Here is a 26785-nt window from a genome sequence, read left to right on the forward strand (position 1 = left end):
CCATCTATGCCGCGGTCTTGAGCGGACTCACCGCGGCACCTGTAGTGATATCCTGCCCGGCAATCGCGAGCGCCAGTGCGGGATTCAGACTGTCTACCATCGAGGTTGGCATGAGGATAGTCGCCCCACGTTCCTTGGTGGTTTCATAAATGATGTTCATTGCGCGCAGCTGAAGCGCACCCGGCTGATTTTCGTAGACCCGCGCCGCTTCGACGAAATTCGCGGCGATCGCCGCTTCTGCGGAGCCCAGAATGACGCGCGCCTGCTTCTCGCGCTCGGCCTGCGCCTGACGTGACATGGCATCCTGCAGCGCGACTGGAATGGCGACGTCGCGGATTTCCACGGAACCAACCGCAATGCCCCATTCTGCCGTCTTGCTGCCGATCACATCTCGCAGATGCGTGTCTGCGAGCGTCCGGTCCGACAGCAGCGTGGCCAGCATCGAAGATCCGATCAATTCGCGCAACGTGGTCTGAGATACACGGTCGATTGCCTGGCGATAATCGGTGATAGCGAGCGCTGCTTTCTTCGCATCCTGCACGTGCCAGAAAATGATCGCATCGACATTGACCGGCACCGTATCTTTGGTCAGCGCCTGTTCCGCGTTGAAAGCGGTGGTCTGAATGCGTTCGTCGATGATTGCCACGACGTGATCCAGCATCGGAATAATCATGAAAAGCCCAGCGCCCTTGACGCTCTGAAGTTTGCCGAGTCGCAGGATCACGAACTTCTCCCACACATTGGCCACCTTCAGGGACAGTCCAACGAGGATACCAACGATGATCAAAGGAGGCGCCAGGTAGAGACTCACCCATTGACCAGCAGCGGCGCCTGCCACGATAAATGCAACTGCCAGAAACAAGGTGATCGGATTCATGGTGGCTAACCTCGTCTTGTGGACGATGGCAGTCGATGACGGCGATCGAATGGGATCATGCCTCACACGGCGGCATCGTAAGCACCTTGAAATTGAGAATCCAAGGCATCAGGAACACGATGCACGTCATCGGGACTGGAGTCGGTACGGTGCCGTACCGGGTTAACGATGGAACGGCGACGGTACGCCGGGGGCCACCGGAACGCTGCCCGTTCGCCAGCGTACAGACATTCGCGGCGGACCGGGTGCACCCTGTGCGCTCTTCCTCCAGGCCGATCCACCGCTTTTCCATTCAATGAAGGACACACAAACATGACTTCCCGTGACGTCGTAGTTGCCGTCTTCGATGATCACCACGGAGCCGACGCCGCAGTACGCAGGCTTATCGATGACGGCTTCGACATGAAGAATTTCAGCGTAGTCGGCAAGGGTTACCACACCGAAGAGAAGATTGTCGGCTTCTACAACATCGGCGATCGCATGAAGCTCTGGGGCAAGTACGGCGCCTTTTGGGGTGGCCTCTGGGGGCTGCTGCTCGGAGGCGTCTTCCTGACGGTTCCGGTGCTTGGGCCGGTCGTGGTGCTGGGCCATCTTGCGGTAGTCGTGGTCTCCGCCATCGAGGGGGCTGTGGTTATCGGCAGTCTCAGTGCGCTTGGCGCGGCACTATTCACCGCCGGCGTACCGAAGGACAGCGTCATCCACTATGAGGCAGCAGTCAAGGCGAATGGCTTTCTGGTCACGACGCATGGCACCACTGAAGAGATGGCGCGGGCCAAAGCCGTGCTAGCCACCTACCATCCGTCACGTCTCGACTGGCATGAAGGCGTCACGCCGGTCGAACATGCGTCGTCAGCCGCCGTCTGACACGCTCCGGCGTGTGCATGCTCGGGCTGTCCTGCCGGGCCACAGCGTGCCGATCCGCCAGGCCTGATTGAGCGGACGCGAACGTCCGCCATCGGACAGACGTCAACCGGGAATCGAGGCACAAGTGATCTATTCAATCGAACCCGCCCACGGTGTGGTACTTCGCTGGCGATTCGATTCCTGATCAAGTCCCAGGAGACCAACCATGAAGTGCACCGCCCACCCGTTTCAACTACGCGTTTCGCCTGCGCTCGCCACCACGCTGCTTCTCGGCATTGCGGTGCTCGCCAATCCGGCAAGCGCCGCCACGCCCACGCAGACGCAGTCAGGTGCGCATGTCATGACCGTTGCAGCGCACACCCCGGTCGACACGCGCATCAACAGTCTTCACTCTCGGCTTCAGATCACGGCTGCGCAGGAATCACTCTGGCAACCGGTCGCGCAGGTCATGCGCGACAACGCCAGCACGATGGATTCGCTCAGGCAGTCCCGAACCGCTAACGCGAACAGCATGAGCGCAATCGACGATCTGCACTCGTATGGCGAGGTTGTCGATGCCCATGCGGACGGCATCAAGAAGCTCACAGCGGCCTTCGAAGCGCTTTACAACAGCATGTCGAATACCCAGAAGCACAATGCCGATCTGATTTTCCGTAACGATAGCCACATGTCGAAGAAGGGGTAGAACACCATGAAAACCTCAATGACGCGTGCGCCGGGCAGCGGCATCACGAGAGCGGGATGCCTGAGGACGGTTGGCGTCGCATTAGCGGTCGCCTGTATCTTCACCACCGCACCGCTACGGGCAGAAGACGCTCACCGTGGCGGCGGAGGGCAGCAGCATAGTCAGGGGCATGCGCCCCGCCAGGCAGTTCGACATGGCGATCGCGGCCACGGCGGCGGTGGTTATGGTCATGGCGATCAGGGGTACGGCTACGGTTACGACGCGCCGCCAGTAGTCTATGCACCAGCAGTCTCACCCGGTATCAATCTGTTCCTGCCGCTCTAGTTTCGCGGCAAGTCCTATGGTTTCGAAAGCGACGGCATTGCGCCCTACGTAATCCGTAGATGAGCAAAGACCGGAATCTTCACCGCGTCCAATACGAGTGCAAAAATCACCGCGGCACCAAGTACCTCCACTATCAGTGCAACAGGGAGTGCGGTCATAGCGATCCCCTGAACCGCAAGGACCAGGGCGATCACGATATCCACAGCCGACGACGCTAGCAACCATACGCTGGGACGTGAACCCCACAAATGCCCGCGTTGACGAATGGCATAGAGCGTCGCCTGGCTGCCGAACACAAGGACCACAAAGGTCAGCGTTTGCAGCGCGCCAATTTGCAGACCCAAGGCGAATCGGCCGACAGCCAGCACACCGGTGCAGAAAGCCAGCAAAGCGATGCCGACCCCCACGCCCGCAATCGTCAGGTTGCCGATCCGCCATGCATTGGGCGCTGGCGAAGGCAACACGTCATCGGTCGTTAGCGACATGGCAAGAAAATCGCCCGCGATCATCAGGATCACCATCAGCAGTGGAGTCAGGATCGCATGTCCCGTCATGACCAGACCGAACACCAGCAGAAATGCGGTCACGATCTTCTTGATGATCGAATTCAGCGTGTAGGTCAGGATGCGCTGGAACGTCACGCGGCCTTCCTTCACCGCCGCCACGATGCCGCCGAGTCCCGGTTCGGTCAGCACCATCCCGGCGGCGGATTTCGCGACGTCGGTCGCGGTCGATACCGCAATGCCGATTTGTGCCTGGCGAAGCGCGGGAGCGTCGTTGGCACCGTCGCCGCACATGCCGACAATGTGACCACTCTGCTGGAACGCCTTGACGAGCCTGTATTTGTCTTCCGGCAGCACGCCGGCGAATACACTGAATGCCTCTGGCTTGACGCCATCTGGAATTGGTCCCGGCGGACAGACCGCACCGTCGAGCCCGACCGTATGCGCGACGATGGTCGCCGTCGCCGGCGCGTCCCCCGTCACCATCACGGCACGCACCCCCAGAGCGCGCAGTTCCGTAACGAGCGCCGCGGAATCGGTGCGCGGCGGATCACTTAGCGCAACAATCCCGATCAGCTTCAGTATCGGCGGTGCACCAGCCGCCACTGCCAGCACCCGAAACCCCTTCCCCTCGAGTTCATTGGCCAGCGCCACCGCTGTCGGAGACGGTTCGGCAATCCCCACGACTGCAGCGAAAGCGCCCTTCACAATCCGCTGCGCGCCTCCGGTCGAATCGGTTGCGCTCGCCTCCGACATCTTCCTCGCCGGATCGAACGCGGTGAACTTGACCAGTGTCGGTGCGTCGGTTGTAACGCGGCTAGCCGCGGCCGCGCGAATGGCGGTATCGACAGGGTCTTGTCCCCCCTCCGCGCTCGCCAATGCCGCGAGCGTCAACACATGCTGCTCGTCGAAGCCAGGCATCGGCCGCACGGCCGTGACCGTCAGCGCATTGCGTGTCAGCGTGCCCGTCTTGTCGGCACACAGCACATCCATGGTTCCGGCCTCGTCCACCGCCGTCAGCCGGGTAGACAGCACGCCGCAACCAGCAAGCGCGCGGGCGCCGAGCGCGGCCGACAAGGTGAAGGTGGCCGGCAATGCTACCGGAATCGATGCAAGCACGGCCGTCAGCACGAGCGGCACGATATCGGCAAATGGCATGTGCAGATATAGTGCACAGACAAGCAGCATTGCAATGACGACGACACTGAATATCGCCAGATTGCGCACGACGAGCAACACCGCTTTTTGCTGCGAACTCGCCACATGCGCGGTCCGGATCAGTTCCGCCGTGCGGCCAAAGCGCGTATGCGTGCCCGTCGCGGTCACCACCGCGACTGCTTCGCCACGCCTCACGAGCGCACCGGCAAATGTCTGCGCGCCAGCGGCGGCTTCGATCGGCACGGACTCGCCAGTGAGCATGGAATGGTCGAGCAGTGCGTCGCCCGAGACGAGCAGCATGTCCGCCGCCACCACACCGCCTAGCGAGAGCTTGACGACATCACCCTTGACCAGATCGGCTGCCCGGACAGTTGACCATTTTCCGTCCCGCAGCACTGAGGCGTTCAAGGCGAGGCGCGACTTCAATGCGGTAAGCGTTGCCTGGGCGCGGCTTTCCTGCACAAGTCCAAGCACGGCGTTGAACACGAGGAGGCCTGCAATGACGCCTGCCTCGACGAATTTTCCCATCGCGCATTCCAGCACGACGGCGGCTTCCAGCATCCACGGCACCGGCGCCCAGAACTTCCCAAGCATCATGCGCCAGGTGCTCGCCGCCGCGTCAGGGAGCGTGTTCGCGCCCGACTCGGCAAGCCTGCGGCGCGCTTCGCTGCTGCTCAGACCGGTCTTGGCCGTTGCATCCGACTGGCTTTTCGCCTCAATGATCGGCACAGGCACCGTTGTAAATGTCACGCCACTCTCCTCTATCGAATGAGTCTGCAGCGCGCGCCACGCGCAGGCAACAGTGGCTCCACGACGGAGTGAGTGATGCTGTTCCCGCAGCAAGAAAAAGTCAGTACGGCAGCGTACCGGTACACGGAATCGGAAGCAACTCATTGCCTCATGACTCTTTGCCTGCCGCTCTCCAGAACACACCCGCCGTAAAGCTCGCCTGGATGCAACGACGAAGTTGATGGCCCCCGCCGGCAGACCCGCCCGCGGGAATTTTGATGGAATCCTAAAGAATCCCTTTGTGACCAAGGCAAGGCCGCCCAGACCTGATGTGTCATCTGCGCTTTTCGCCGCAGCACTTCGCCGACGTACAGACGTTTAGCATCGCCTCCAAACCGCACGAGTCCGCCGTTCGCCACGTGAGTTTCACGCATCGTCAAGCAGCGCAACGGTTGCCCGGCCTCGTGGCACTCGTCTGCAGCGGTTTGCTCCCAATGCTGATTTCGCGAAAACCACAGCACGGGCGTTCCGGTGGACTCGCCCCCGATGCCGCCTGGGATGAGCATTCCGCTTGCGATGATGTGCTGAAATTTTCGTTCCGTGGTGTAGTGCCATGCCAACATCGTTTGCTCCGGTCCTCTGCAAGATAATTGCTCGATGCGTGAATCGTCAGGCGATCTGAGCACCCGACTGCACGTCTTCGCTAACCCCGACGCAAAGGGCGATCACGAGCGTATGCGACCCGGCATCAAGCGGCACGCGCACCCGTCCATCACCACATTCGACACCCGCGCCATCGAGCACCGCACGCATCACATCACGCTCGTCAGCGGACTCGACGCGGATCTCGTAGCGCGTCGAATGCATCGACACGGTTGCCTCAAACCCCGGCCACGTATCCGGAATGCAAGGATCGATCACCAGAAAATTCCCCTCGCGGCGAATCCCAAGAATGCCCTCGATACCCGCCCGGTACATCCACCCCGCCGATCCCGTGTACCACGTCCAGCCGCCACGCCCGGCATGCGGCGCCACGGAATAGACATCGGCGGCAACGACATAAGGCTCGACCTTGTAACGCTCGACTTCCATCGGTGTGCGCGCATGATTGACCGGATTGAGCAGTGAGAACAACGCGGCCGCCTTGTTGCCATCACGCAGTTTCGTCGATGCGAGAATCACCCACATCGCCGCGTGACTATACTGGCCGCCGTTTTCGCGCAGCCCCGGCGGGTAGCCCTTGATATAGCCCGGATCGTGCGACGTTTTATCGAACGGAGGCGTGAACAGCAACGCAAGCGCGTCGTCGCGACGGATCAGGTGCTTCTCCAGCGAGGCCATCGCAAGCGTTGCGCGCGCTGGGTCTGCCGCGCCGGACAATACCGCCCATGACTGCGCGATCGAATCGATCTGGCATTCGTCACTTTCGCTCGAGCCAAGCCATGTGCCGTCGTCGAACGTCGCGCGGCGATACCATTGGCCATCCCATGCGTCACGTTCCAGCGATTCTCGCAACGAGGCCGCATGAGCGCGCCAGCGTGCAGCACGCGCCACCGAAACCGGATCGCGCGATTCAGCCAGCGGTGCAAACAGTTCAACGGTCCGCAAGAGCAGCCAGCCGAGCCAAACGCTTTCTCCCTTGCCACCGGCGCCGACGCGGTTCATGCCGTCGTTCCAGTCGCCCGTGCCGATCAGCGGCAAGCCATGCTCGCCGGTCAGTTCGATGCACTGATCGAGACCGCGCGCGCAGTGCTCGAATAACGATGCGGATTCATCTGCGATCATCGGTTGAAAGAACGCATCGTGCTCGCCGGGTCGCAGCAGCGGTCCGTCGAGGAACGGTACAGTCTCATTGAGAATCGCGACGTCGCCAGCGCAGCCGACATAGTTTGCCGTCGCGAACGCGAGCCACACGCGGTCATCGGAAATCCTCGTGCGCACGCCCTGCCCCGTTTGCGGCAACCACCAATGCTGAAAATCGCCGTCGACAAACTGTCGCGCCGCAGCACGCAGCAAATGCCGGCGCGTCTCGTCCGGCTGCACATGCGTCAACGCCATGCCGTCCTGTAACTGGTCGCGGAACCCATAAGCGCCGCTCGCCTGATAGAACGCCGAGCGCGCCCAGATACGGCACGCGAGCGTTTGATACAGCAGCCAGCCGTTCAACATCAGGTCCATCGCGCGGTCCGGGGTCTTCACCTGGACGGTGCCGAGCACCTTGTGCCAGTGGTTCGTCACCTCGGCGAGAACGGCGTCAAGATCGGCCTTGCGATAGCGTTCGATCAACGCGCGCGCTTCTTCGACGGAAGCGCATTGTCCGACGAACGACACCACTTCGACGATCTCGCCGACGCTCAACTCAATCACGTCCTGCAACGCCGCGCAGGGATCGAGGCCTGCCCCCGTCGCGCCGGAGAGCCGTGCATTGCCGCTCAGCGCGGCGGGTGCTGCGCTGCGGCCATTACGGCCGAGAAATTCGGTACGATCCGCCGTCCATGCGGTCTGCCGGCCGCCGAGATCGGCGAACGCGACGCGTCCCGCGAACCCCATGCTCCAAGGATTACGCGCCAGCATCGCGCCGGTCGCAGAGTCGATCTCCGTCACGATGAAGGGACCGGATGCGCCGCGCGAGGTGCCGAGCACCCATTCGTTCCACGCCGTCACGGACAGACGTCGCGGCCTCGCGGACAGATTGCGCACCGTCAGCCGGGAAATCTTCAGCGGATCGGCGAGCGGCACGTATTGCAGCAAGTCGAGCGCGATGCCATTCGCCTCGTGTTCGAAGCGGCTATAGCCATGCCCATGACGCGCGACATAGGTCCCGCCGTCGCGGATCGGCTGTGCGGTTGCGCCCCACACCTCGCCAGTGGCTTCGTCGCGCACATAGATCGCCTCACCCGCCGGATCCTCGACCGGATCGTTCGACCATGGCGTAAGCTGATTCTCTCGGCTGTTTTCAGCCCACGTGTAGCCGCTGCCTTCTGCCGCGACCTGAAAGCCAAAGCCGGGGTTCGCAATCACGTTGATCCACGGCGCAGGCGTCGTCGCGCCTGCCACGAGAACGGTGACGTATTCCCGGCCGTCTTTATCGAAACCACCCAGGCCGTTGAAAAACTCGAGCCTCGACGCAGCCGAAGAAACTATGCGCGGCGGATGAGGCGCTGCAGGCCATGGCGACGACATCGACGGCCTCTGCTGGCGCAACGCCGACGCCTGGCCACGCGACTGCGGCAAGCGCGCGAGTTGCTCGGCGATCAAACCGCGCCGGGCGATCAATGCGACTCTCGCAACCGATTGCAGCAACGCACGCGCCTCCACGCCCATCAAATCGGCGCGTAGCGTAAAGACGGCCCCTTGCGCGAGTTCTTCGCCGTAGCGCGGCCGCAATTGGCTGCTACGCACGGCCGTTTCGATCGCGCCCTGCAACTCCTGGATATACGACGACGCCCGTTCGTTGATGATGACGAGATCGACGGCGAGCCGCTTCATCCGCCAATACTCGTGCGCCCTCAATAACTGCCGGACCTGCGCAATGTCTTCGACGTCGTCGATGCGCAGCAGCACGATCGGCAGATCGCCGGAAATCGCGTGCGGCCAGAGTCCCGACTGCACGTCGGCCCCGCGAATGATCGTGTCCGACGGCGCCCTGAAGCGGGTATCGGCGTAAATCACGGGCGCGGCCAGGCGCTGAAAATTCGCGGCCTCTTCGGCTTCGACTGCCAGGTGGCGCAACTGCACCTGAGCCTGCGTCCACGCAAGCGTTTTGGCGCGATCGAACGCGTTACGGTCATGGTGTTTGTCGACCAGATCCAGCAACAGCGCCCGCGACTCGGCTACCACCGTCCAGAACGTCACGCGTGCAACCTTGCCCGGCGGCACCAGCACGCGATACCTGAGTGCAAAGACCGGATCGAGTACGGTGCCGGCAGTGTTGGTCAACGGCTGATCGTCGAAGATCGCCGCTGCAGTGCCTGCGTTATTGCCGCGTCCGAGAAAACGTGCGCGGTCCGATTCGTATTGCGGATCGGCGACAATCTCACCGTCGACCACCGCGAAATGCGCTGCCCACACCTGCTTTTCATCGTGCGACCGTGGACGGCGCGTAGCCAGCAGCGCGCCGAATTCGGCGAGGTGCTCGGTCTGCACGAACATCCGCGAGAAGGCCGGGTGGGCGTTGTCGGAGGCAGGCGTCGCGAGCACGATTTCGGCGTACGACGTCAGCTCGATCTCGCGCGCGCGACGTCCGCTGTTTGCCAACGAGACGCGGCGTACTTCGCCATCCGCCTCGCCGGAAACCAGCACGTCCATCGTCGTGGTCAACGAACCGTCACGACGAATGAACTCCGCATGGTCCTCGCCGAACACAACCTCTTCGTACTCGGCTTCGCTGCCCACCGGCTGCGCACCGGCCGACCACACGTGGCCGCTGTGCGTATCGCGCAGGAAGATGAACGAACCCCAGTCGTCGCGCGTCGCGTCTTCGCGCCAACGCGTGATGGCGAGATCACGCCAACGGCTGTAACCGGCGCCGGTTGCCGTCAGCATGACCGCGTAGTGCCCATTCGACAGCAGATGCGTCACCGGTGCAGCACCGGCCACAGCTGACGCTGCGAGGCGCCGTACCGTCGACGGGGCGGCGCCGGCGACCGCTGCCGACGTATTCACTTCTTCCGCACGGGGATGCCCAACCGCAACGTTGCGTGGCATGCGTTCCTGCAACAACAGTTCGCTCGCCTGAATCATGGGCTCGCGATGGAAACGCGCACGCATCTGCGCGTCGAGCAACGTGTTCGCAATCGACACGATGGTCATGCCCTGATGATGCGCCATGAAGTTGCGCACGATTGCCACGTCCGCGTTGTCCGGCAACCGCGAGCGCGTGAAGTCGAGCGCTTCGTAGTAGCCATAGCGACCCAGCGCGCCCAGCCCGGCGAGTTGTGCATAGTTCTCTAGCGCGGCCTGCGGGTCGACCATTGCGGCCAGTCCCGTTGCATAGGGCGCGATCACGCGATTCTCCGAAAGCCCGCGCTTCAGACCGAGGCCAGGCACACCGAAATTCGAGTACTGATAGGTGAATTCGATGTCGCGCGCGTTGTACGCCGATTCCGAAATGCCCCATGGAATACCCAGCGAACGTCCATACGACGCTTGCCGTTCCACCACCAGGCGGTTCGTCTGCTCGAGCAGACTGCCGACCGGCGCACGCATCACCAGCGAGGGCATCAGGTATTCGAACATCGAGCCTGACCACGAGATCAGCGCCGAGCCATTGCCGACAGGCGTCGCAGCGCGGCCGAGGCGAAACCAGTGGCGCGTCGTCACGTCGCCTTTGGCGATGGCAAACAGGCTTGCGAGCCGCGCTTCGGACGCGAGCAGGTCGTAGCAGTTCTGGTCGAGGCTGTTATCGGACTGCGAATAGCCGATCGATAGCAGCTTGCGTTCCGGATCGAGCAGGAACGCGAAGTCCATGTCGAGCGCCAGCGCTCGCGACGTATCGGCGAGTTCCTTCAAACGGGCCTTCAGAAGACCGGGCGCCTCGGCAAGTTGTTGCCGGTCGCGAGCGTGCTCGACGAGACTTTTGCTCAGAGCGTCGACCCAGAACATCAGGTCGGCGCAGCTGTCGTCGCCGCCCGCCGGTACCAGTTCGCGCGTGGCCTTGCCGGCCTTTTCCGTCAAGCGCATGAGCAACGGCGACAGTGCGTCGAGCGTTTGCGCGCCGTGCAACTGCGTGCGGATCTCTTCGAAGATTGTTATCAGCTGCTTGCCGCGTTCACCGCCAGCGGCAGGCAAAGCGTCGATGGCTGCGCGTGCAAGCTGCAGGTTGTCCACCATGCCGGACCGCGCAGCCGGTGCGAGCAGATCGTGCTGCCACTCTTCGCATGCATTGGCGAGAACGATCAGATGACCGGCCAGATTGCCGCTATCGACCGACGATACATACGCTGGCGCCAGAACCTGCAGATCGAGCGTCCCGTACCAGTTATAGAAATGCCCCTTGAAACGGGCGAGCTTGTGCATCGAGGCGAACGTTGCTTCGATGCGCTCGACGGTTTGCGTCGTCGCCGCCCAGCCGAAATCGCGCGCGGCAATCGCCGACAGCAGATAGAGCCCCAGGTTAGTCGGCGAAGTGCGGTGTGCGACGACCGGCACCGGATCTTCCTGGAAGTTGTCGGGCGGCAGCATGTTTTCTGCCGGTGTCACGAAGGTCTCGAAGAAGCGCCACGTGCGGCGCGCGATGAGACGAAGGCTGCGCGCGTCCAGTTCCGCCATCGCGAAGCGCCGTGCGACTGTTGGCGATCGGCTCGACCATAGCGCTAGCGCCGGCGCGGCGAGCCACAACAGCGCAAACGGCAGCGCGAGTGGCCAGTGCGACGGCGCATACACAATCGCACCCGCCGGCAACACGAGGCCGAGCGCGACACCGCCTGTCATCTGCCGGTAAAAGCCACGCAGATCGAGACGCGGACTGCCCTTCGATTGCGCAGCGGTCGTCCATTCGAGCAGCCGGCGATGCGTCACGAACAGCCGCAGCAGCGTCCGGACGATCGCATCGCCCATGCGCCAGGCGTGGTCCGCGAGAAACGCAACGGAGAGAAATGTTTGCAAGGCAGCGAGCCGCACATCAGCGGCCAGCACCTCCAGATGATTGCGCAAACGGATCCCGGTCCGGCGCGGCACTACCGCGAACAAAGTCGGCAGGAAAGCGGGTATCGCGAATGCGCCTAACATCAGCAGCGCGCCTGCGATTGCGGCATGGGCCGGCATCAGCCAGCATAGGGCGAACGCGGCGACCATCAAGGGGCCGAGTAACGAACGGCGCAAATTGTCGAGCATCTTGAAGCGCCCGATCGACGGCATCGCGTGCCGGTCCGGGCCGCGATGGCCGACGATCCACGGCAGCAATTGCCAGTCGCCACGCGTCCAGCGATGCTGGCGCTTGCCGATCACGTCGTAACGCGACGGCACTTCCTCGACCACTTCGACATCCGAGGCGAGTCCGGCGCGCGCGAAAACCCCTTCGAACAGATCGTGACTGAGCAGCGTGTTTTCCGGCACTCGTCCATGCAAAGCGGCTTCGAAGGCATCGACGTCATAGATACCCTTGCCGGTGTACGAGCCTTCGCCAAACAGGTCCTGATAGACATCGGACACGGCCGCCGCATACGGGTCCATCCCGCCGGGTCCGGAGAAGACGCGCTGATGCAGCGACCCTTCCTGGCCGACCGGCAGCGACGGCGTGACACGCGGCTGCAAAATCGCGTAGCCGTTGACGACGCGTTGCTCGGCCTCGCTGAAGGTGGGGCGGTTCAGCGGGTGCGCCATCTTGCCGATCAGCCGCAGCGCGGCGTCGCGTGGCAAACGCGTATCGGCGTCGAGCGTAATGACGTAGCGCACATCGGGCGGCACCTGCGGCGCACGGCCGGCGATCGGCATGAAGCTCGTATCCGCCGCGCCGCGCAGCAGTCGATTGAGTTCGTGCAGCTTGCCGCGCTTGCGTTCCCAACCCATCCACTTGTTTTCGCTCGGATTGAACAGGCGACGGCGATGCAGCAGCAGGAAACGGCTGCCACCGGGGCCTGGCTCGTAACGGGAGTTCAGCGCTTCGATGGCGTCGGCGGCCACGGCGAGCAAATGCGCATCGCCCTCCAGCACTTCCTGGTCCGCATCGAGCCCGTCCGCGAGCAACGCGAAGGACAGGTCACCACCGGCGCCCGCGAGATGATGCACCTCGAGACGTTCGATCTGTTCGCGCAGATCGGCCTCGCTCGTCAGGAGCGTCGGGACGGCAACCAGCGTGCGCAACGACGACGGCACGCCATCCGTCAGCTCGAGACCCGGCAATACGATTGCGCCGAAACTCCATGTCACTGCGCGATTGACAAGCGCAGTCGCGATCTCGGTGACGGGCAGAAATCCGCACGCGGCGAAGAGTACGAACACCCAAGGTTCGAGACCGCTCGGCGCGAGTATCCACATCGCCCACAACACCAGCGCCAGCAACGTCGTGGCGACAGTCAGGATGGTGCCGACATAGCCGCCCATGCCGAGCCGGACGTTGAACCGGGTGATGCGCAGACGCGGCGGCGGACGAAAGCCGATCGCCTGCTCCAGCGCTTGCCGGCCTTCGGCGATCAGGTGATAGCCGGGGTCGCCTGCGCGTTCCGCCTGCGCGGTGTCCCCTGCTTCCAGTGCCGCCGTCTGCGCCGATTCCAGCGCCAGCCCCGCGACCTCGAGTTCGGTAAACGACGAGCCGCGCGCCAGTTGCTCGATTGCGCTGCGATACAGATTGCGCGTCGGAAAATCCATCGAGGCAAAGTGGCTGCCGGCGCGCAAATGGGCGTCGACGAGACTCACTTCCTCGAACAGTTCCGCCCAGTCGATGTCGGAAATCAGCCGCATGCTCGTGATCACATTGCGCACGGTGACGTTCGATGCGCCCTGGCGCTGCTGTGCGTGCTGCACGACCTCCTCGATGGAGGCGCCCTGAAGCGTGAGCCGCTCTTCCAGCCAGCCCAATGCCGGCATGGTGCGCGGATCCTGGTCACGCAGCCGTTTGGCGAGTTGCGCGGCGAACAGCTCCGACAACAGGCCTGCGGAACGAGAGGCGATGTCCGCTTCGAGCGCCGAACGGGCGCCGCCCGATTCGAGCAGACGCTCGGTGAGCGCGTCGGCGTCGGCGCGGGCGCTACGGCCTGCGGTGATCTGGTCAGTCAGGCGTCGCAGGTTCTCGATCAGCACGATGCGCAGCGTGATCGCCACGGCCCACAATTCGCCGATCGTCAGCGGTTGAACCCGTTGATACGCGCTGATAAAACGCCGCAGGATCTGCGGGTCGAAGTGACTGTCGGTATGGGCAACGAACGCCCATGCGAGACCAAACACGCGTGGATAGCCTGCGAACGGGCCCACGGCGAGCTTGGGCAACTGACGGTAGTAACCAGGCGGCAGGTCGTCGCGGATCTCGCGGATCTGTTCCTCGACGAGGTGATAGTTGTCGAGCAGCCATTCCGCGGCGGGCACCACGCCCCGGCCGCTCTCCAGTTCCTCGGCACTCGCACGGTAGGCTGCGAGCAGGACGTCGGCGTTGTCGTTCAGTCGCGTGTGCAACGATAAAACCGCGGGCGGTGTCTTCGTGATGGCTTGCGCGGCGGCCAGGCTCTCGGCGTGTTGCTCGAGCCGCTCGACGCCGAACAGCTCTTCGCGGACCGGCGCAATGTCAGTCCACGGCAGCGACGGCAAGCGATGCCTCGTCACATATCGAAGGATCGGGTTCATAGGCGAACTTCCTGCAACGCCGGTGAGTTCGCTGGAGCGAACGAATTGCGGTGGCGAGGCACGCTGGCGGCGAGCGCATCGTTCGGCATCGTTGTAGCGCCGGACAGTTCTTCGAGATGGGACATGATCGGATCTTCCTTCGGGGAGGTCGCACCGCGCGCGTCGCGTGCATGCAAGCCTCCGGGGTATGGCCTGATTCACGGGTGCGGGTGGGCGCGCGAGGAACCGTCAGGATGAGACAGCAGGCGCACAGTTTCTGTGTGCGTTCGGCCGTGACGCGCACGTGCGCCAACCGGTGGCTACCGTTTTAGCGATGGACTAAAGCGTCGGATGAGCTTTGAGCGGACCGGTGCGGTATGAATGAGGGACAGGCGCATCTTCACGGCCCTGTCGAAGCGCTTTCCAGCTGAACACCCGGAAAGTGTGGAGACGGACACGGATCCGTGTCCCGGTGGGCCTGTTATTTCTTTCTTGCCGGTGCGCTGGCCGAAGCGGTCTTCGGTGTGACCGTCGCGGACACACCAACTGCGGGAGCGAGCACTTTTTTGGGTTGTTTAGGCTTTTTGGCCTCGCGATTGCCGCGCGTTGTGCTCTTTGTCATCGTGCCTCTCCTGATTTGCCGGTCGCGAAAGCGACAGCCCTACCTCGCAGTCTGGGCGCATCTGGTCACTATGTCGCGATTTATATTTTAATTGTCTGTTGCGTGCCTTCCGCAGGAAGTCCGTGAAACGAACTGCAACGGATTCATAAACCCGTCAGCGACGAATATGGCGTATGCTGTCCTCGCGACATCTTATGTTCACGATGCTCGCAGCTTGCTTCCCGGATTTTCTGCATTCCAGAATTTTTCCTTCTCTCCCGCCCGGCCTACACGACTGATGCAATGAATCGGGTTGCCCCCTGAACGGCTGCCTTGCAGGCCAGCCCGTAGCATTACGCTTGAGATAACCATGTTTTTACACAAACAAAACCAGGTCGCGAAAGCGCCACCGGCTCCGCGATTGCCGCACCGCAATTTCGATGGAGAAGCCCGCGATCGCCTGATCGTCTGGATTCGCCGGCGCATGGATGAATATGGCATCAGCGCCGAGGATCTTGCTGCTGCCATCGAAGCGGATAAACCGCTGACGCCCCGTTACCGGGACCACAAAGGCAACGAATGGAACGGTGAGGGCGATATGCCGGACTGGCTCAAGCGCGTCCAGCAGCTCGGAGTAGATGCCGATTTCTTTGCTGTGCGGCAACAGGATGCAACTCCAGGAGTCTGTTCGCCTGGCGATGCGGAAATGCCCATTTTCTTCGGTGCTCGATAACAACTGGCATGCGGGTTGACACGCATGCACGACACCATCGGGCGCAAACGCCCCTTCTAAACGTGTTCCAGAGATGGATTCAAATCGCCCAGACATCCTTCGGCTTTAGTGACGGCTTTGGGCCAATCAACTTGCCTTTGTTGAGAATTTCCCGCCTGTATCGTGTTAGCTCTACGGACAACGCCACCGGTCAGAAAATCTTGTACCGGTTTTGAGGACCTTCGACGTACTGCTTCCTGGCAATTTCGAAGAGTTTCTCTCGCAACTGGTCGAAGGCGCTCAGCATCGACCGCTCGTCACAGCCAGCGTCAGGTTGCAGATTTCTTAGCATCGCGTCGTCAACCTGGAAGGTGATTTCGCGCGAATTGCCGTATCCCCAGAAACATACGCAATGTCTCGTAGCATCGTAGCTACCGCTGGGATTGGGGAATTGAAGTGCCACGATCATCCTTTCACGTCTGCAACCGTGTAATGCCACTTGCTGGCATTCGAATCGATTAAGGCAAAACTCGCGCGTCTCTATTCTGCGCGCAAAACATCCGCCGTTTCGAGGATAGCGGTTCCCTGCCGGTCAGTCCACGACTTCGCACACGCCCCACCGTGTATGGATGACAGTACCGGCTAGCAGCCCGCCGGCTTCGGTCAAACGTGCCCGGAACCGGACCTGTGTTCCGTTTGCTACGGACACGAACGGGCCAATCTCGACCACTTCAAGCTCACCCTCCTGATACGGGGTTCTCGAACCGACAAGGGCACTCGTGCGCACGCGTGCCCCGTTGCGCAGCCGCTTACTGAATATCGGGTCGCCGAAACTCATACTGAAACAGTCTCCAGTTGTCGGGCCGTACCTGGGGCGTCATCGTCGACGGCAAACACACGAGTGCCTCCCCTCCTCCGGCAGACTGCGAGAACGCTCTCGGGTAAACAATTTATCCGCCATATCGAGATGGTCGCACTCAGATGGGATGCGTAGTCAGGCAAACGCATCGGTAGGATTGGTCCATTCTGCAGGCCGGGATTCTACCAACCATTCCCTTGCGGCAAAATCCCTTTCCCTGAAACGCCGCGCGCATGGCATGTGAATCACCGCCTGCAAGCGCTTGCCAACGCCCGGAAGGCAGATACACTGCCCTCCCGACCCATCAACGCGTACCGCGAGCCGCCCCGGCGGCTGGTAGAATCGTTCGCTGAGAAAGCCTCCCCGGAGCATCGTGCGTCATGGAGTACCGCGTGAGTTATGAACACAGTCTGGCAAGCTCGCCCGATGACTTTATCGCGCGCGTAGCCTCTCAACTGGTCGACAATGTTCCTGCAAACATTCCGCGCGCCCTGCTCCCCGAATTCATTGCGGACCTGATCCTGGAACGTTCGCCCCAGATCGGAAGAATCCGCTACATGAGGATCCTGTAGCTCCTCCAACCCGTGCTTCTCTCCTGCGCGACACGCGTTCGCGTCGGTCGGTATCTCATTACGCCTGTATCGCTGGGGTGAAAATAATTGTAGCGCTTGAAAAAGGAAATTCGCCGGGGCACTCTATCCCGGCTGCCTGACCCAGTTCCTCCGTTCCCCAACCGTACCGACCATGCCATTGAAGAACGATTCCGATACTGTTGCGCGGACACCTGCCGATACCAAGCGTCGTCGCAAGCGGTTCGCTGTTCGCCGGTCACCTGTTCACGGCAGGGGTGTATTCGCCACGCGCGCACTTGCCGCGGGCGAACAGGTGTGTGAATACCGGGGCGAGCGTATCTCCTGGGAGGAGGCGTTGCTCCGTCACCCCCGCGATCCTGCGCATCCGGACCATACCTTCTATTTCGACATCGGCGACGGCACCGTCATAGACGGTGCGGTGGACGGCAACAGCGCCCGGTGGATCAATCATGCGTGCCGCCCCAACTGCGAAGCGGAAGACCGCAATGGCCGGATCTTCATACAGACCGTGCAGCCGATACGAAGCGGCGAAGAGCTCAGCATCGACTACGCGCTCCTTGTCGAAGGCCGGTACACCCGTCAACTGCGGCATCGGTACGCCTGCCACTGCGGCTCGCCAGACTGCCGGGGAACCATGCTGGCCGAACGCAGATGGCAGATCAAGGTGACACCGGAGTCAATGTCCGCGCCAGACCGGCTCGCAGACGTCGCGAATTCGAGCGCGGCGCCACATAAAGCCGCCCCCATTGTCGAAAGACAGTCTCAGGACGCGCTGGTCGTTGCATAGCATTCAGGAGCGCCTTCGGCGGCTAACCCTCCTTCGCTGAACAACAGCAACCGGATCTCACAGGGTAGCGTTTCTCAGATAGCAAGCATCGGCTGCGCCGCGGCATAGTGCCGGCCTTGCACGTATCGTCACTCTCACACGGCGTGCCCTGTGAAGCTAGACCACCCGATCGCCTGACGACCTGTGTGACCATCCCTCGTGCCGCGTGGTGGTTTGCCTCCTCTGTCCGGTCACACCCTCCTCGCCATCACATCCCGCTTCATACGTCCAGAGCGCCTGCACTCGTCCGGATCATCCTGATTGAACCCGACGTCGGCACCGACGGCGCGTCTTGTCCGTCACGGACGATCGGCGTTGCCACGTGCCTTCCCGGGCGCCGCCCTTCGCCTGCGCTACGGGCCGGGCTTTCGCGCTGCGCGTCGAGCCGCGTACCGCGTCTCGCCCCTGTCGGGCATCAATCCCTGGCGCAGCAGTCAACCCCGTCATCTTCCATCCGGCACGGCCGCCTGTCCGGTCAACCCGCGTCACGGCATGCACCGCGCTCCCAGGTTACCGCCCTCACCCCGCGACCGTAGCCGATAGCGGGCAGGCGTCAAGGGGCGAGGGACCGTGTTGCCCGCACCTCTCCCCCGCCTTTTTCCTTGACGCCTGCCCGCTATCGGCTCCCTGAGTCGCACGGGCGGAAACCCGGGAGCCTGGCGGCAGCAAAGCCAACCCCGGGTTCCACCGGGAGGTGTCCAGCCACAACGGCAAGACACATTCCCTCGCCCGGTTCAGGCCCTCAACCCTTTGCTGTGGAGATTGCCATGCAACTCGCTTCCTCTTTCTATTACGGTTCCCCGATGCTCCGCTCGGACTCGCCCCTGTCGGATGATCAGATCCGCCGCGTCGCCCCGTCCATCTTCGCCGACGGCAAGCACGAAAGCCGCTCCGCGCGCTACACCTACATTCCGACCATCGATGTGCTGCGCGGCCTGCGCAACGAAGGCTTCCAGCCTTTCATGGCCTGCCAGACCCGCGTACGCCACGGCGACCGCCGTGAGTACACGAAACACATGCTGCGGCTTCGCCACGCCGACCAGATCACCGGCGACGAAGCCAATGAAATCGTGCTGCTGAACTCGCACGACGGCACGAGCAGCTACCAGATGCTCGCGGGCGTGCTGCGCTTCGTCTGCCAGAACGGCATGGTCGCAGGCGACAGCGTCCGGGATATCCGCGTGCCACACAAGGGCAACATCGTCCAGAACGTCATCAACGGCGCATTCGACGTGCTCGACGGCTTCGACCTGATCCGTGAGCAGAAGGACGGTATGCGCGACGTGGCACTCGACCGCGACGAACAGCATGCGTTCGCACGCTCCGCGCTCGCGCTGCGCTACGACCCGACCGAAACCGAGGCACCCGCGCCCGTCACCGAAAGCCAGTTACTCGCTCCGCGCCGTTTCGAGGATCGTCGTGACGACCTCTGGACGGTCTTTAACCGCGTCCAGGAAAACCTCACCAAGGGTGGACTGCACGGACGCTCGCGCACCGGGCGCTCCATGTCCACCCGCCCCATCACCGGTATCGACCAGAACGTGAAACTCAACCGCGCCCTCTGGATGCTCGCGGACGCGATGCGCCAGATGAAGGCATAAGCACGGCAGAGGGGACAGCTTAAAACGCCTCAATGCCGTCACTTTCTGTCAGGACTCCTATCCGGGTCAGGTCCTGGCAGCATCCAGCACCAACTTGGCCCGGAGTTCTCTTTCCAACTTTCTGGAGTCAATCATGCAAGCCCATGAAATCGAAACCACCACCACGGTGGGTACAGCCGAAGCCGCGCCGGTTCTCGAAACCACTTTCGGCAACGAGCAGCCGGTCGTGACCGTGCCTTATTCCAGTCTGCGCCGCTCGCCGCTCAACGCTCGCACGAAGCCGTTGTCAGGCATTTCCGGCCTTGCTGCGAACATCTGTGCGAAGGGACTGCTGCAAAACCTCGTCGTCCACGAGATGAAGGGGGCGCGCAGCAAGCAGCGTAAGTACGGAGTCTGCGCGGGGCAGCGCCGGGAGGCCGCGCTCGACCTGCTGTTCGAGCAGAAGCACATCACCGCCGACTATCCCGTCCCCGTTCGGGTCGTCAGCGAAGGCGAAGCGCTCGCCATTTCGCTGATCGAAAACAGCGAGCGCGAGGGGCTCGACCCATTCGATGTGCTGCGCGCCTACCGGATGCTGGCCGAAGAAGGCCGCAGCGTCGATTACATCGCCGCGCTCTTTTCTGCGTCACCGATTACAGTCAGGCGGCGCATGAAGCTCGCCAACATTTCCCCGAAGCTGCTCGCGCTGCTGCGCGAGGACGCGATCACGCTCGACCAGCTTGCCGCGCTCGCCCTCGCAGACGACCACGAAACGCAGGAACATATCTGGTTCGACGCGAACGACTGGCAACGCCAGCCGAATTATCTGCGTCAGGCAATCACGCGCGCTGAGATCGACGCGAGCCGCAGCCGCCTTGTGCGCTTCGTCGGCATCGCGGCCTACGAGAACGAGGGTGGCTACGTGCGCCGTGACCTGTTCAGCGACGACGAGAACGCGGGATACATTGCCGACGCTGAACTGTTGCAGAAGCTCGTCGCGCAGAAACTCGACGCCACCGCCGCCGAAGTGCGCGCCGAAGGTTGGGGCTGGACCGAAACGCGCGTCGAGCGCGATGTTCTCGAACTGAACCGCTACGGCCGCCTGCGCCCCGTGCAGCGTCCGTACACCGAAGACGCGCAGCGCGAAATGGACGCTCTCACCGCGCAGCAGGACGAACTTGCCGGGAAGCTCGAAGCACTGTCGGAGGACGACGAAAACGCCTACGAGGAAGTCGACCGCCTCAATGAGGAAATCGGGCGCCTCGATGCGGTGATCATCGCGCTCGAAAGCCGCACGGTGGTATGGGACGCGCAGCAGATGGCCGAAGCGGGCGCGTTCGTCATCGTAGGCCCGCACGGCGAACTCGTCATCGAGCGCGGCCTCGTACGCCGCGAGAACGCCGATGCGCTCGAAGCGGCAGGCGCAGAGGTGACCGGCACGCCCGAAGCCGAAGCGAACGACATGGTGTCTGCGAAGGTTCCGAAGATCAGGCCCGTCCATAGTGCGAAGCTCTGCCAGCGGCTCACCGCGCACCGCACCGCCGCCACTCACGCCGAACTGGTCGCGCAACCCGCCGTGGCGCTCGCCGCCGTGTTGCATTGCCTGATCCCGAAGGCACTCCCCGAGCACTACGGCCACGCGTCTGCGCGCGGCTATCTGGCGCTGTCCGGCGAAAACAACCACGACACCCTGTTGCGCGCCGCCGATGACCTGCCCGCCAGCCCCGCATGGAACGCCATCGAGACGCAGCGGGCACGCTGGATCGCGGAACTGCCTGCAAAGCGGGCCGACCTGCTGCCGTGGCTGATCGAGCAAGACCCCGGCACGACGCTGCTTGACCTGCTTGCGTTCTGCACCGGCGCCCTGCTCGACGGCATCGCAGGCGAGGAAAAGCCGCATGCGATCAATACGCTCGCGGGCGCACTGAACCTCGACATGACGCTGTATTGGACGCCGACGCGCGCGACGTATTTCGATCACGTCAGCAAAGCACGCATCGCGGAAGTCGTCTCCGCCGCCGTGTCTCCGAAGGCTGCTGCCGACCTCGAAAAGATGAAGAAGTCCGACGCGGCTGCCGCCGCCGAGCTTCGGCTCGCAAAGGCGGCATGGCTCCCGGAAATCCTCACCGATCGTGAAGTCCCGGCCACACCATCATGCGAAAACCGTGACGAGGAGGATGAGGACGACAGCGACGATGCCGATATCGGAGACGGCGGGAACGAAACGCCGGAAGGTGAGGACGGCGACACGGAACCGGACGCCGGGACCGGCACGGAACACATCAACAGCACGCCTGCCGACACGGAAGCCACCCTCGTTGCTGCCAGCCCGTTGACGCCGTGGCCCTTCCCGACTGCGAATGGCATGAACGGCAGGCAATCTGGCCCGCTCGCGGCCTAACCCTATCCCTCGCCCCGGCAACGGGGCGAGGCAGGCGACAGACCTCTACCCGCCGCCTGCTTACCTGACGGAGAAAACCATCATGACCAACCGCCTCCGCATGACCGCGCTCGCCACCAACGCCGAAGGCGCGCCGGGCTTCTACCTGACGTTCGTCGAGGCGACCGACCTGCAATACAACGAAGGGCGGCACTATGAATGGCCGCTCGCCCCCGCCGAAGAAGGCTACCTCTCACCGATGATTGCCTTCGACCAGAGCGACGTGGCAGCAGGCATGCTCCGCCGCGCCACCGAGTTCATGGAAGACGAGACCAATGAAGTGTAGGCTGTGCGGGCGGACGGCGAACCGTCTGCCCGCACCGAATGGCTGCTCGCCCACCAACCTGCCAGCCCGCCAACGCCAACCGCCAGCACCATCACCACCAGCCCGCCGATTGCCAGCCCGTAGCACACCCTCACGAAACGGCGCGCGGCAACCCGTTCATACGACGCCACCGCTGCATCGAGCCGTTGCCGCTGATCGCGTGCCGCGATAGCCATCGCACCCACAAGCCGGTTCCCTGCTGCATGAGCAATCCGGTTCGCGGCCCGTTCCGACAGCAACGTCAACGCCTCGCTGTTCAATTCCGCGAGCGCAGCCCGATAGCGCGTTTCGTGCTCGCTGATCATCCGTTCGGCCAGTTCAATCGTCGCCTTGCAGCGCGCGAGCGCGTCGCGATGCTTCGCCATCAGCGCATCCGCCGCCGTGCGCGTCTCGGCACGCACCGCATCGAGACTGCCTGCGCCCGCCTGCCGGACGCGTTCCGGCATCGCCTCATAGAGCCGCTCGTAGTATTCGAGCATGACCAGCACAGACCACAGCGCATCGTTGTCGCGCAGGTTCAGTGCCCCCGACACCCGCCGCATCCGCAAGATACTGGCGTCGTCGGGTAACTCGCCCGTGACGTCGAGAAACAGACGGGCAAGTGCGTCCGGCGGCCTGCCCCGCCTGTTAGCCATCGACCATCGCCCTGGCAAACATCGTTCCGCATAGCGCGCGCCATCGCAGCAGCTCTGCCCGTTCGCCGATATGCATCGTCTCCGTTGCCTTGCGTATCGACAGACGCTGACCACGCAGTTCGTCGGCAACCCGATCCGCGAGTTCGGGAAAATCAAGCGACTTGCCCTTCGTCTCGATGGTTTTGCGAAGCTCCGACGTCTGATACAGCGTGAACTTGTCCGGCGTGCCGAAGTACCCGTTGCGTACAACGTGCGTTACCGCATCGGGGAAGGTCCGGCTGAAACCATGCAGCAGTTCCAGACTGTCGCGCTGCCGGTTAATCACCCACAGGACCACCAGCCGGCGCTGAAGCTCGCCCAACGTACCAGCCAGCATCGCACCAAATCGCGCGACACCCGCCTGGTTGCGTGCCGCTGTGTTAACGATCACTGCCGCGTCACGATGCCCATCGCAGAAGTTGACGAGACCAATCCAGCCATCCGCCTCGTCCAGGCTATAGGCAACGCAATGAATCTCGTCCTGAACTGCCTTCATGACGTCCGGATTCGCGGTATCGGTTTCCACCAGCGCGGCATGCATATCCTGCCGCTGGAGATAATCGGCCAGCGCAAGCGATACAAAGCTCTTACCCACACCGCCCTTGCTGCCACCAACCAGATAAATGGGGGGAATCGTCGTGTCCATTTGAGCCCTCTACAAGTTTTCAACATCGGGCGTGATCTCGAACGAGAACGCGTCCCGAATCACCATTGATCCCTGCTGACTGACTGCCGTTCCCCCATCCTGCGTTTTCCCGGCAGCCTTGTTGCCGGCATCTGATGAACGTTCCTGACTACCCTTCTTCACGCGTGCTGCCGTTGTCGCTCTCTGCACGGCGGTCCCTTCCGCCTGCACAGGTCGATTCTCTTTCGCCGCGCGCTGCATCGCGTATCTCAACGTGCTTGCGCTGATTTCGACGCCATCCTGAGCAAGCTGATGAACGATTTCCTCTAGCGTGTACCCCTTTTTCCGGGCGCTGCTGATCTGGGCCTGCATTGACTTGATTGCATCCCGGACATTGACGCGATGCTCATGCGCAGGCTTTTCTGGCAGCGTATCGAGACGGCGCGAGGCGGCGTCCCATTGCGCCTGGGTGAAGCTCTTCACCATCGGCATGATTCGCTCCGGTGTACGGCCTGAATGCCATCTTGCAAACGATTCCCGGTGATCGTCAATCCCCCGAATCGGGCCTGAAGCAAGGCACGGGAACGCGGTGGAATACAGAGGAACTGACCGGAACAGGAAATTTTTTTGCGTCGTTCTGCACGGGCAACACGCCGGGATTCGTGCGAGAAGGCACGACCGTCCAGGTTACCCGACGATAGCAATCAATGGATGCGCGCCGATACAGGTTTGACTGGTAGAAACATTGCTCACCGGAGAGAGCTGCGGTCGCGCACGTTGCACCGGGCAATCGCAGGATTCGATTTAATCCGCTTCGTTACCCAGGTTTTTCCTGCGCGGCTCGTCAACACCCTGCATCTTCAAGTTGCGGAGGAGGCTGCCTTCTCGTGTAGAAATCCAATAGGTCATCTGAATTTTACTGCGCGAAGCACGGAACCCTGCGTTCTCCATATTGCGCCATCACCTATGGGTTTCGTTCTCCAAACTGGTCGGTCAATTTGCGCGAGCAGGGAAATCTATCCGTAGGATGTCACGCACCGTCCCTCGCGAATGGCTCAATTTGTGGCGTGCCGCAGATGGTTTTTCTGCGGCAGTGGATCGCTTTTCTTGCGCTTGGCAGTCGTTCTTTTTGCGCAGCAGCGGCTACCCCGCTCACGGGATTTGCAGCCGACAAACTGAACAACGGGAAAACAAGGGATGGCAGGATTGGCTTTTGCCGGTAGTGGGCACCATGCACATTTCTGTTGTCGTCTGCACACGTCGAACCGTCGCCAACTCCGGCCGGTCACCTTTGAACCAACGGAGCCATGTGAGTGGCAGTCCCGGAGCGGATACCGGGCGTACGGAGGGGTTCTCCGCGAGCAAATTCTTGTATCATGCAATTCTGAAAACAGCGCGGTGAAAACTTATGGCGATGCTTGAGGATTTGCTTTCCAGAGGCTACTTTCCCGTCCAGCTGCCGCCGAATTTCACGTCCGAGACATTCGCCAGTGAACTCCCAAAATTTAAGGCACAGTGGGACGCTGTCGTCACGCCACCTAGCACTCTGTTCGAGCGTTTCTCCGTCCCCCGATCGTCTTACTATCGCCGGACGACGGCGTTACTAAATCCAATTTCGTTTTACTATCTCGCGCGCGATATCACTCACTATTGGACACAGATACAGGCCCACTACACGAAGAGTCCGCTGTCGAAAAGCACGCCAACCATCGCCGGCGGATTGCGTGCTATCACGATTCCCAAATTCAGCGAGCTTTACGAGGAGAAAATCACTGCGGCAGCTGGATTTAGATACGCACTGGTTACTGATATCTCGGCTTTTTTCCCAACAATCTATACTCACGTAATCCCGTGGGCGCTTCACACCAAAGCAATTGCAAAGGCCAATAGGGCAAAAGTGCCAGCCGTCTTCGGCAACATTCTGGACGGGCGCTCAATGGGCGTCCAGGACGGACAGACTATCGGCCTACCCATTGGCCCAGACACGTCACATATTCTCGCTGAGACGGTTGCCGTTGCGATTGATGAGCATCTCATACAGGAACTCGGAAGCGCGCCTCGCGGGTTTCGCTATGTGGATGATTTCTTTTTCTTCTTCAGCAAGCGCGAAGAAGCAGAACGCGCTCTTGCGGCAGTTACCCGGGCGGTAAGTAACTATCAACTGCAGGTCAATGCGTCAAAGACGCGCATCATTGAAACGAAAGAGCTTGTGGAGGAATCGTGGAAATATGCGATCAAGCGACTCTCAGTTTCATCTGCCAGGAAACAACAGCGGGACGACATTCACCACTACTTCGAAAGTCTGTTTGCTCTGGAGAAAAAATTCAAAGATGAGAGCCTTGTGAAGTATGGAGTGAAGCAAATTTCCTCCACCATCGTCAAAAAATCGAACTGGAACATCTTTGAGTCGTATCTGCTGAAGTGCGCATTCGGCTTTCCAAATACCATTCAGGTTGTCGCGCACATCCTTTCGACATACCAGCATCACGGTTATCCGGTTGACAAGGAAGCGGTTGCCCGCCTGTGCAACAATCTGATCGCTGCGTCCGCGGCTTCCGACCATCATGGCGAGGTGGCATGGTTACTTTGGGTTTGCAAGCAATTGGCCATCGATTTGGACCCGGCGGTCGTCAATGAGATCGAGCGTACGGGTAGTCCGGTGTGCACCTTGATGCTTCTCGATTTACAGCATGGTGGAACCATTACAACTCCACTTCCAGTCGACGCCTTGGCGCAGTATGCGGCGGCGGGAGCACTCCAAAGCGCTGACTGGCTACTTTCCTATGAGGGAGGGCGACGTCACTGGTTAGGGAATGCGAATACTGACTTCATAGACAACCACACGTTCTTTGGCCCTCTTCGAACTGCCGGTGTTCAATTCTATGATGAAAACAAGGTGGTGCCCCCTATTTTCGACTTCAAGACTCCGCCAGAGAACGTCGATGAGTTCGATTTCGATACCGACGCAGAAATCGAGGAGGAGTTCGATTTCGACGAAATGGATGAGGAATATTTCGATTCAAGCGACGTTTGAATCGAGTTCCGCCACGCAACGCTCTCCCGCCCGGGATCGGCCGCCCCTCGCAATGAAGTGTTTATGGTGCGCATCGACTCAGTCCACGCCGGCCGTGTTCAGCAGCTACAGGGCAGCCGGC

At 61.7% G+C, this 26785-nt stretch carries 20 protein-coding genes; 10 read left to right on the forward strand and 10 right to left on the reverse strand.

The features are described from left to right. Window positions 1-4: 4 nt before the first annotated feature. Window positions 5-877, reverse strand: a complete 873-nt coding sequence (locus P3T24_RS07900) for a slipin family protein (protein ID WP_278501944.1) — start codon at window positions 875-877, stop codon at window positions 5-7. Window positions 878-1189: 312 nt separating this feature from the next. Here P3T24_RS07900 and P3T24_RS07905 point away from each other — a divergent pair, with 312 nt between their 5' ends. The 3 genes from P3T24_RS07905 to P3T24_RS07915 all read left to right on the forward strand — a co-directional run bounded on the left by P3T24_RS07905 (window position 1190) and on the right by P3T24_RS07915 (window position 2750). Continuing rightward, complete coding sequence (locus P3T24_RS07905) at window positions 1190-1741, forward strand: DUF1269 domain-containing protein (protein WP_429433565.1); 552 nt, start codon at window positions 1190-1192, stop codon at window positions 1739-1741. Between the two features lie 205 nt (window positions 1742-1946). Then, the gene (locus P3T24_RS07910) at window positions 1947-2426 is read left to right on the forward strand and encodes a Spy/CpxP family protein refolding chaperone (RefSeq protein WP_429433567.1); all 480 of its coding nucleotides are present in this window, start codon (window positions 1947-1949) and stop codon (window positions 2424-2426) included. A gap of 6 nt (window positions 2427-2432) precedes the next feature. Next, on the forward strand, window positions 2433-2750 hold the full coding sequence (locus P3T24_RS07915; protein ID WP_278501952.1) for a hypothetical protein: 318 nt from the start codon (window positions 2433-2435) through the stop codon (window positions 2748-2750). Window positions 2751-2794: 44 nt separating this feature from the next. On the opposite strand, the gene P3T24_RS07920 is transcribed toward P3T24_RS07915, so the two are convergent. The 4 genes from P3T24_RS07920 to P3T24_RS07935 all read right to left on the reverse strand — a co-directional run bounded on the left by P3T24_RS07920 (window position 2795) and on the right by P3T24_RS07935 (window position 14541). After that, window positions 2795-5161 carry an HAD-IC family P-type ATPase gene (locus P3T24_RS07920; protein WP_429433569.1) on the reverse strand — a complete coding sequence of 789 codons (2367 nt, stop codon included), beginning with the start codon at window positions 5159-5161 and terminating at the stop codon, window positions 2795-2797. 140 nt (window positions 5162-5301) lie between these two features. Beyond that, the gene (locus P3T24_RS07925) at window positions 5302-5763 is read right to left on the reverse strand and encodes a hypothetical protein (protein ID WP_429433571.1); all 462 of its coding nucleotides are present in this window, start codon (window positions 5761-5763) and stop codon (window positions 5302-5304) included. A gap of 46 nt (window positions 5764-5809) precedes the next feature. Next, window positions 5810-14416, reverse strand: a complete 8607-nt coding sequence (locus P3T24_RS07930) for a GH36-type glycosyl hydrolase domain-containing protein (protein WP_429433573.1) — start codon at window positions 14414-14416, stop codon at window positions 5810-5812. Then, the gene (locus P3T24_RS07935; RefSeq protein WP_429433575.1) at window positions 14413-14541 is read right to left on the reverse strand and encodes a hypothetical protein; all 129 of its coding nucleotides are present in this window, start codon (window positions 14539-14541) and stop codon (window positions 14413-14415) included. The genes P3T24_RS07930 and P3T24_RS07935 overlap by 4 nt, the downstream gene beginning before the upstream one ends. Window positions 14542-15417: 876 nt before the next feature. On the opposite strand from P3T24_RS07935, the gene P3T24_RS07940 reads away from it, so the two are divergent. Then, entirely contained in the window at window positions 15418-15729 is a 312-nt protein-coding gene (locus P3T24_RS07940) for a hypothetical protein (protein WP_429433576.1), read from the forward strand. A gap of 190 nt (window positions 15730-15919) precedes the next feature. On the opposite strand, the gene P3T24_RS07945 is transcribed toward P3T24_RS07940, so the two are convergent. Together P3T24_RS07945 and P3T24_RS07950 are read right to left on the reverse strand one after the other, a co-directional pair. Beyond that, complete coding sequence (locus P3T24_RS07945) at window positions 15920-16171, reverse strand: DUF1488 domain-containing protein (RefSeq protein ID WP_423803349.1); 252 nt, start codon at window positions 16169-16171, stop codon at window positions 15920-15922. Window positions 16172-16300: 129 nt separating this feature from the next. Further along, a complete protein-coding gene (locus tag P3T24_RS07950) occupies window positions 16301-16546 on the reverse strand; it encodes a hypothetical protein (protein ID WP_429433578.1) in 246 nt (81 codons plus the stop codon). Window positions 16547-16947: 401 nt separating this feature from the next. Between P3T24_RS07950 and P3T24_RS07955 the strand changes: the two genes are divergently transcribed. The 5 genes from P3T24_RS07955 (at window position 16948) to P3T24_RS07975 (ending at window position 22292) form a co-directional block, all read left to right on the forward strand. Next, window positions 16948-17139, forward strand: coding sequence for a hypothetical protein (locus tag P3T24_RS07955; protein WP_154565810.1), 192 nt, complete (start codon window positions 16948-16950; stop codon window positions 17137-17139). A 172-nt stretch (window positions 17140-17311) separates the two neighbouring features. Next, on the forward strand, window positions 17312-17947 hold the full coding sequence (locus P3T24_RS07960; protein WP_429433580.1) for an SET domain-containing protein: 636 nt from the start codon (window positions 17312-17314) through the stop codon (window positions 17945-17947). An 806-nt stretch (window positions 17948-18753) separates the two neighbouring features. Continuing rightward, window positions 18754-19587, forward strand: coding sequence for a DUF932 domain-containing protein (locus P3T24_RS07965; RefSeq protein WP_429433582.1), 834 nt, complete (start codon window positions 18754-18756; stop codon window positions 19585-19587). A 133-nt stretch (window positions 19588-19720) separates the two neighbouring features. Beyond that, complete coding sequence (locus P3T24_RS07970; RefSeq protein WP_429433585.1) at window positions 19721-21967, forward strand: ParB/RepB/Spo0J family partition protein; 2247 nt, start codon at window positions 19721-19723, stop codon at window positions 21965-21967. Between the two features lie 82 nt (window positions 21968-22049). Next, window positions 22050-22292 (forward strand): hypothetical protein, encoded by a 243-nt coding sequence (locus tag P3T24_RS07975; protein WP_429433587.1) that lies wholly within the window; start codon window positions 22050-22052, stop codon window positions 22290-22292. Here the strand turns inward: P3T24_RS07975 and P3T24_RS07980 are convergent. The 3 genes from P3T24_RS07980 to P3T24_RS07990 are packed head-to-tail and all read right to left on the reverse strand — an operon-like array spanning window position 22193 to window position 24122. Then, complete coding sequence (locus P3T24_RS07980) at window positions 22193-22966, reverse strand: hypothetical protein (protein ID WP_429433589.1); 774 nt, start codon at window positions 22964-22966, stop codon at window positions 22193-22195. The two genes, P3T24_RS07975 and P3T24_RS07980, sit on opposite strands and share 100 nt — an antisense overlap. Continuing rightward, complete coding sequence (locus tag P3T24_RS07985) at window positions 22959-23651, reverse strand: P-loop NTPase (RefSeq protein WP_429433592.1); 693 nt, start codon at window positions 23649-23651, stop codon at window positions 22959-22961. The genes P3T24_RS07980 and P3T24_RS07985 overlap by 8 nt, the downstream gene beginning before the upstream one ends. A gap of 9 nt (window positions 23652-23660) precedes the next feature. Continuing rightward, entirely contained in the window at window positions 23661-24122 is a 462-nt protein-coding gene (locus P3T24_RS07990) for a hypothetical protein (RefSeq protein ID WP_429433595.1), read from the reverse strand. Between the two features lie 916 nt (window positions 24123-25038). On the opposite strand from P3T24_RS07990, the gene P3T24_RS07995 reads away from it, so the two are divergent. Continuing rightward, a complete protein-coding gene (locus P3T24_RS07995; RefSeq protein ID WP_429433597.1) occupies window positions 25039-26664 on the forward strand; it encodes an RNA-directed DNA polymerase in 1626 nt (541 codons plus the stop codon). Window positions 26665-26785 lie beyond the last annotated feature (121 nt).

It is taken from the genome of Paraburkholderia sp. GAS33, from assembly GCF_050436645.1.
Taxonomy (GTDB): domain Bacteria; phylum Pseudomonadota; class Gammaproteobacteria; order Burkholderiales; family Burkholderiaceae; genus Paraburkholderia; species Paraburkholderia phenazinium_B.

What these genes read in the sequence shown, in the direction of transcription:
- P3T24_RS07900 (WP_278501944.1), bottom strand. Translation starts at nt 877, where the DNA reads ATGAATCCGATCACCTTGTTTCTGGCAGTTGCATTTATCGTGGCAGGC.
- P3T24_RS07905 (WP_429433565.1), top strand. Translation starts at nt 1,190, where the DNA reads ATGACTTCCCGTGACGTCGTAGTTGCCGTCTTCGATGATCACCACGGA.
- P3T24_RS07910 (WP_429433567.1), top strand. Translation starts at nt 1,947, where the DNA reads ATGAAGTGCACCGCCCACCCGTTTCAACTACGCGTTTCGCCTGCGCTC.
- P3T24_RS07915 (WP_278501952.1), top strand. Translation starts at nt 2,433, where the DNA reads ATGAAAACCTCAATGACGCGTGCGCCGGGCAGCGGCATCACGAGAGCG.
- P3T24_RS07925 (WP_429433571.1), bottom strand. Translation starts at nt 5,763, where the DNA reads ATGTTGGCATGGCACTACACCACGGAACGAAAATTTCAGCACATCATC.
- P3T24_RS07930 (WP_429433573.1), bottom strand. Translation starts at nt 14,416, where the DNA reads ATGAACCCGATCCTTCGATATGTGACGAGGCATCGCTTGCCGTCGCTG.
- P3T24_RS07935 (WP_429433575.1), bottom strand. Translation starts at nt 14,541, where the DNA reads ATGTCCCATCTCGAAGAACTGTCCGGCGCTACAACGATGCCGAACGAT.
- P3T24_RS07950 (WP_429433578.1), bottom strand. Translation starts at nt 16,546, where the DNA reads ATGAGTTTCGGCGACCCGATATTCAGTAAGCGGCTGCGCAACGGGGCA.
- P3T24_RS07955 (WP_154565810.1), top strand. Translation starts at nt 16,948, where the DNA reads ATGGAGTACCGCGTGAGTTATGAACACAGTCTGGCAAGCTCGCCCGAT.
- P3T24_RS07960 (WP_429433580.1), top strand. Translation starts at nt 17,312, where the DNA reads ATGCCATTGAAGAACGATTCCGATACTGTTGCGCGGACACCTGCCGAT.
- P3T24_RS07965 (WP_429433582.1), top strand. Translation starts at nt 18,754, where the DNA reads ATGCAACTCGCTTCCTCTTTCTATTACGGTTCCCCGATGCTCCGCTCG.
- P3T24_RS07970 (WP_429433585.1), top strand. Translation starts at nt 19,721, where the DNA reads ATGCAAGCCCATGAAATCGAAACCACCACCACGGTGGGTACAGCCGAA.
- P3T24_RS07975 (WP_429433587.1), top strand. Translation starts at nt 22,050, where the DNA reads ATGACCAACCGCCTCCGCATGACCGCGCTCGCCACCAACGCCGAAGGC.
- P3T24_RS07980 (WP_429433589.1), bottom strand. Translation starts at nt 22,966, where the DNA reads ATGGCTAACAGGCGGGGCAGGCCGCCGGACGCACTTGCCCGTCTGTTT.
- P3T24_RS07985 (WP_429433592.1), bottom strand. Translation starts at nt 23,651, where the DNA reads ATGGACACGACGATTCCCCCCATTTATCTGGTTGGTGGCAGCAAGGGC.
- P3T24_RS07990 (WP_429433595.1), bottom strand. Translation starts at nt 24,122, where the DNA reads ATGCCGATGGTGAAGAGCTTCACCCAGGCGCAATGGGACGCCGCCTCG.
- P3T24_RS07995 (WP_429433597.1), top strand. Translation starts at nt 25,039, where the DNA reads ATGGCGATGCTTGAGGATTTGCTTTCCAGAGGCTACTTTCCCGTCCAG.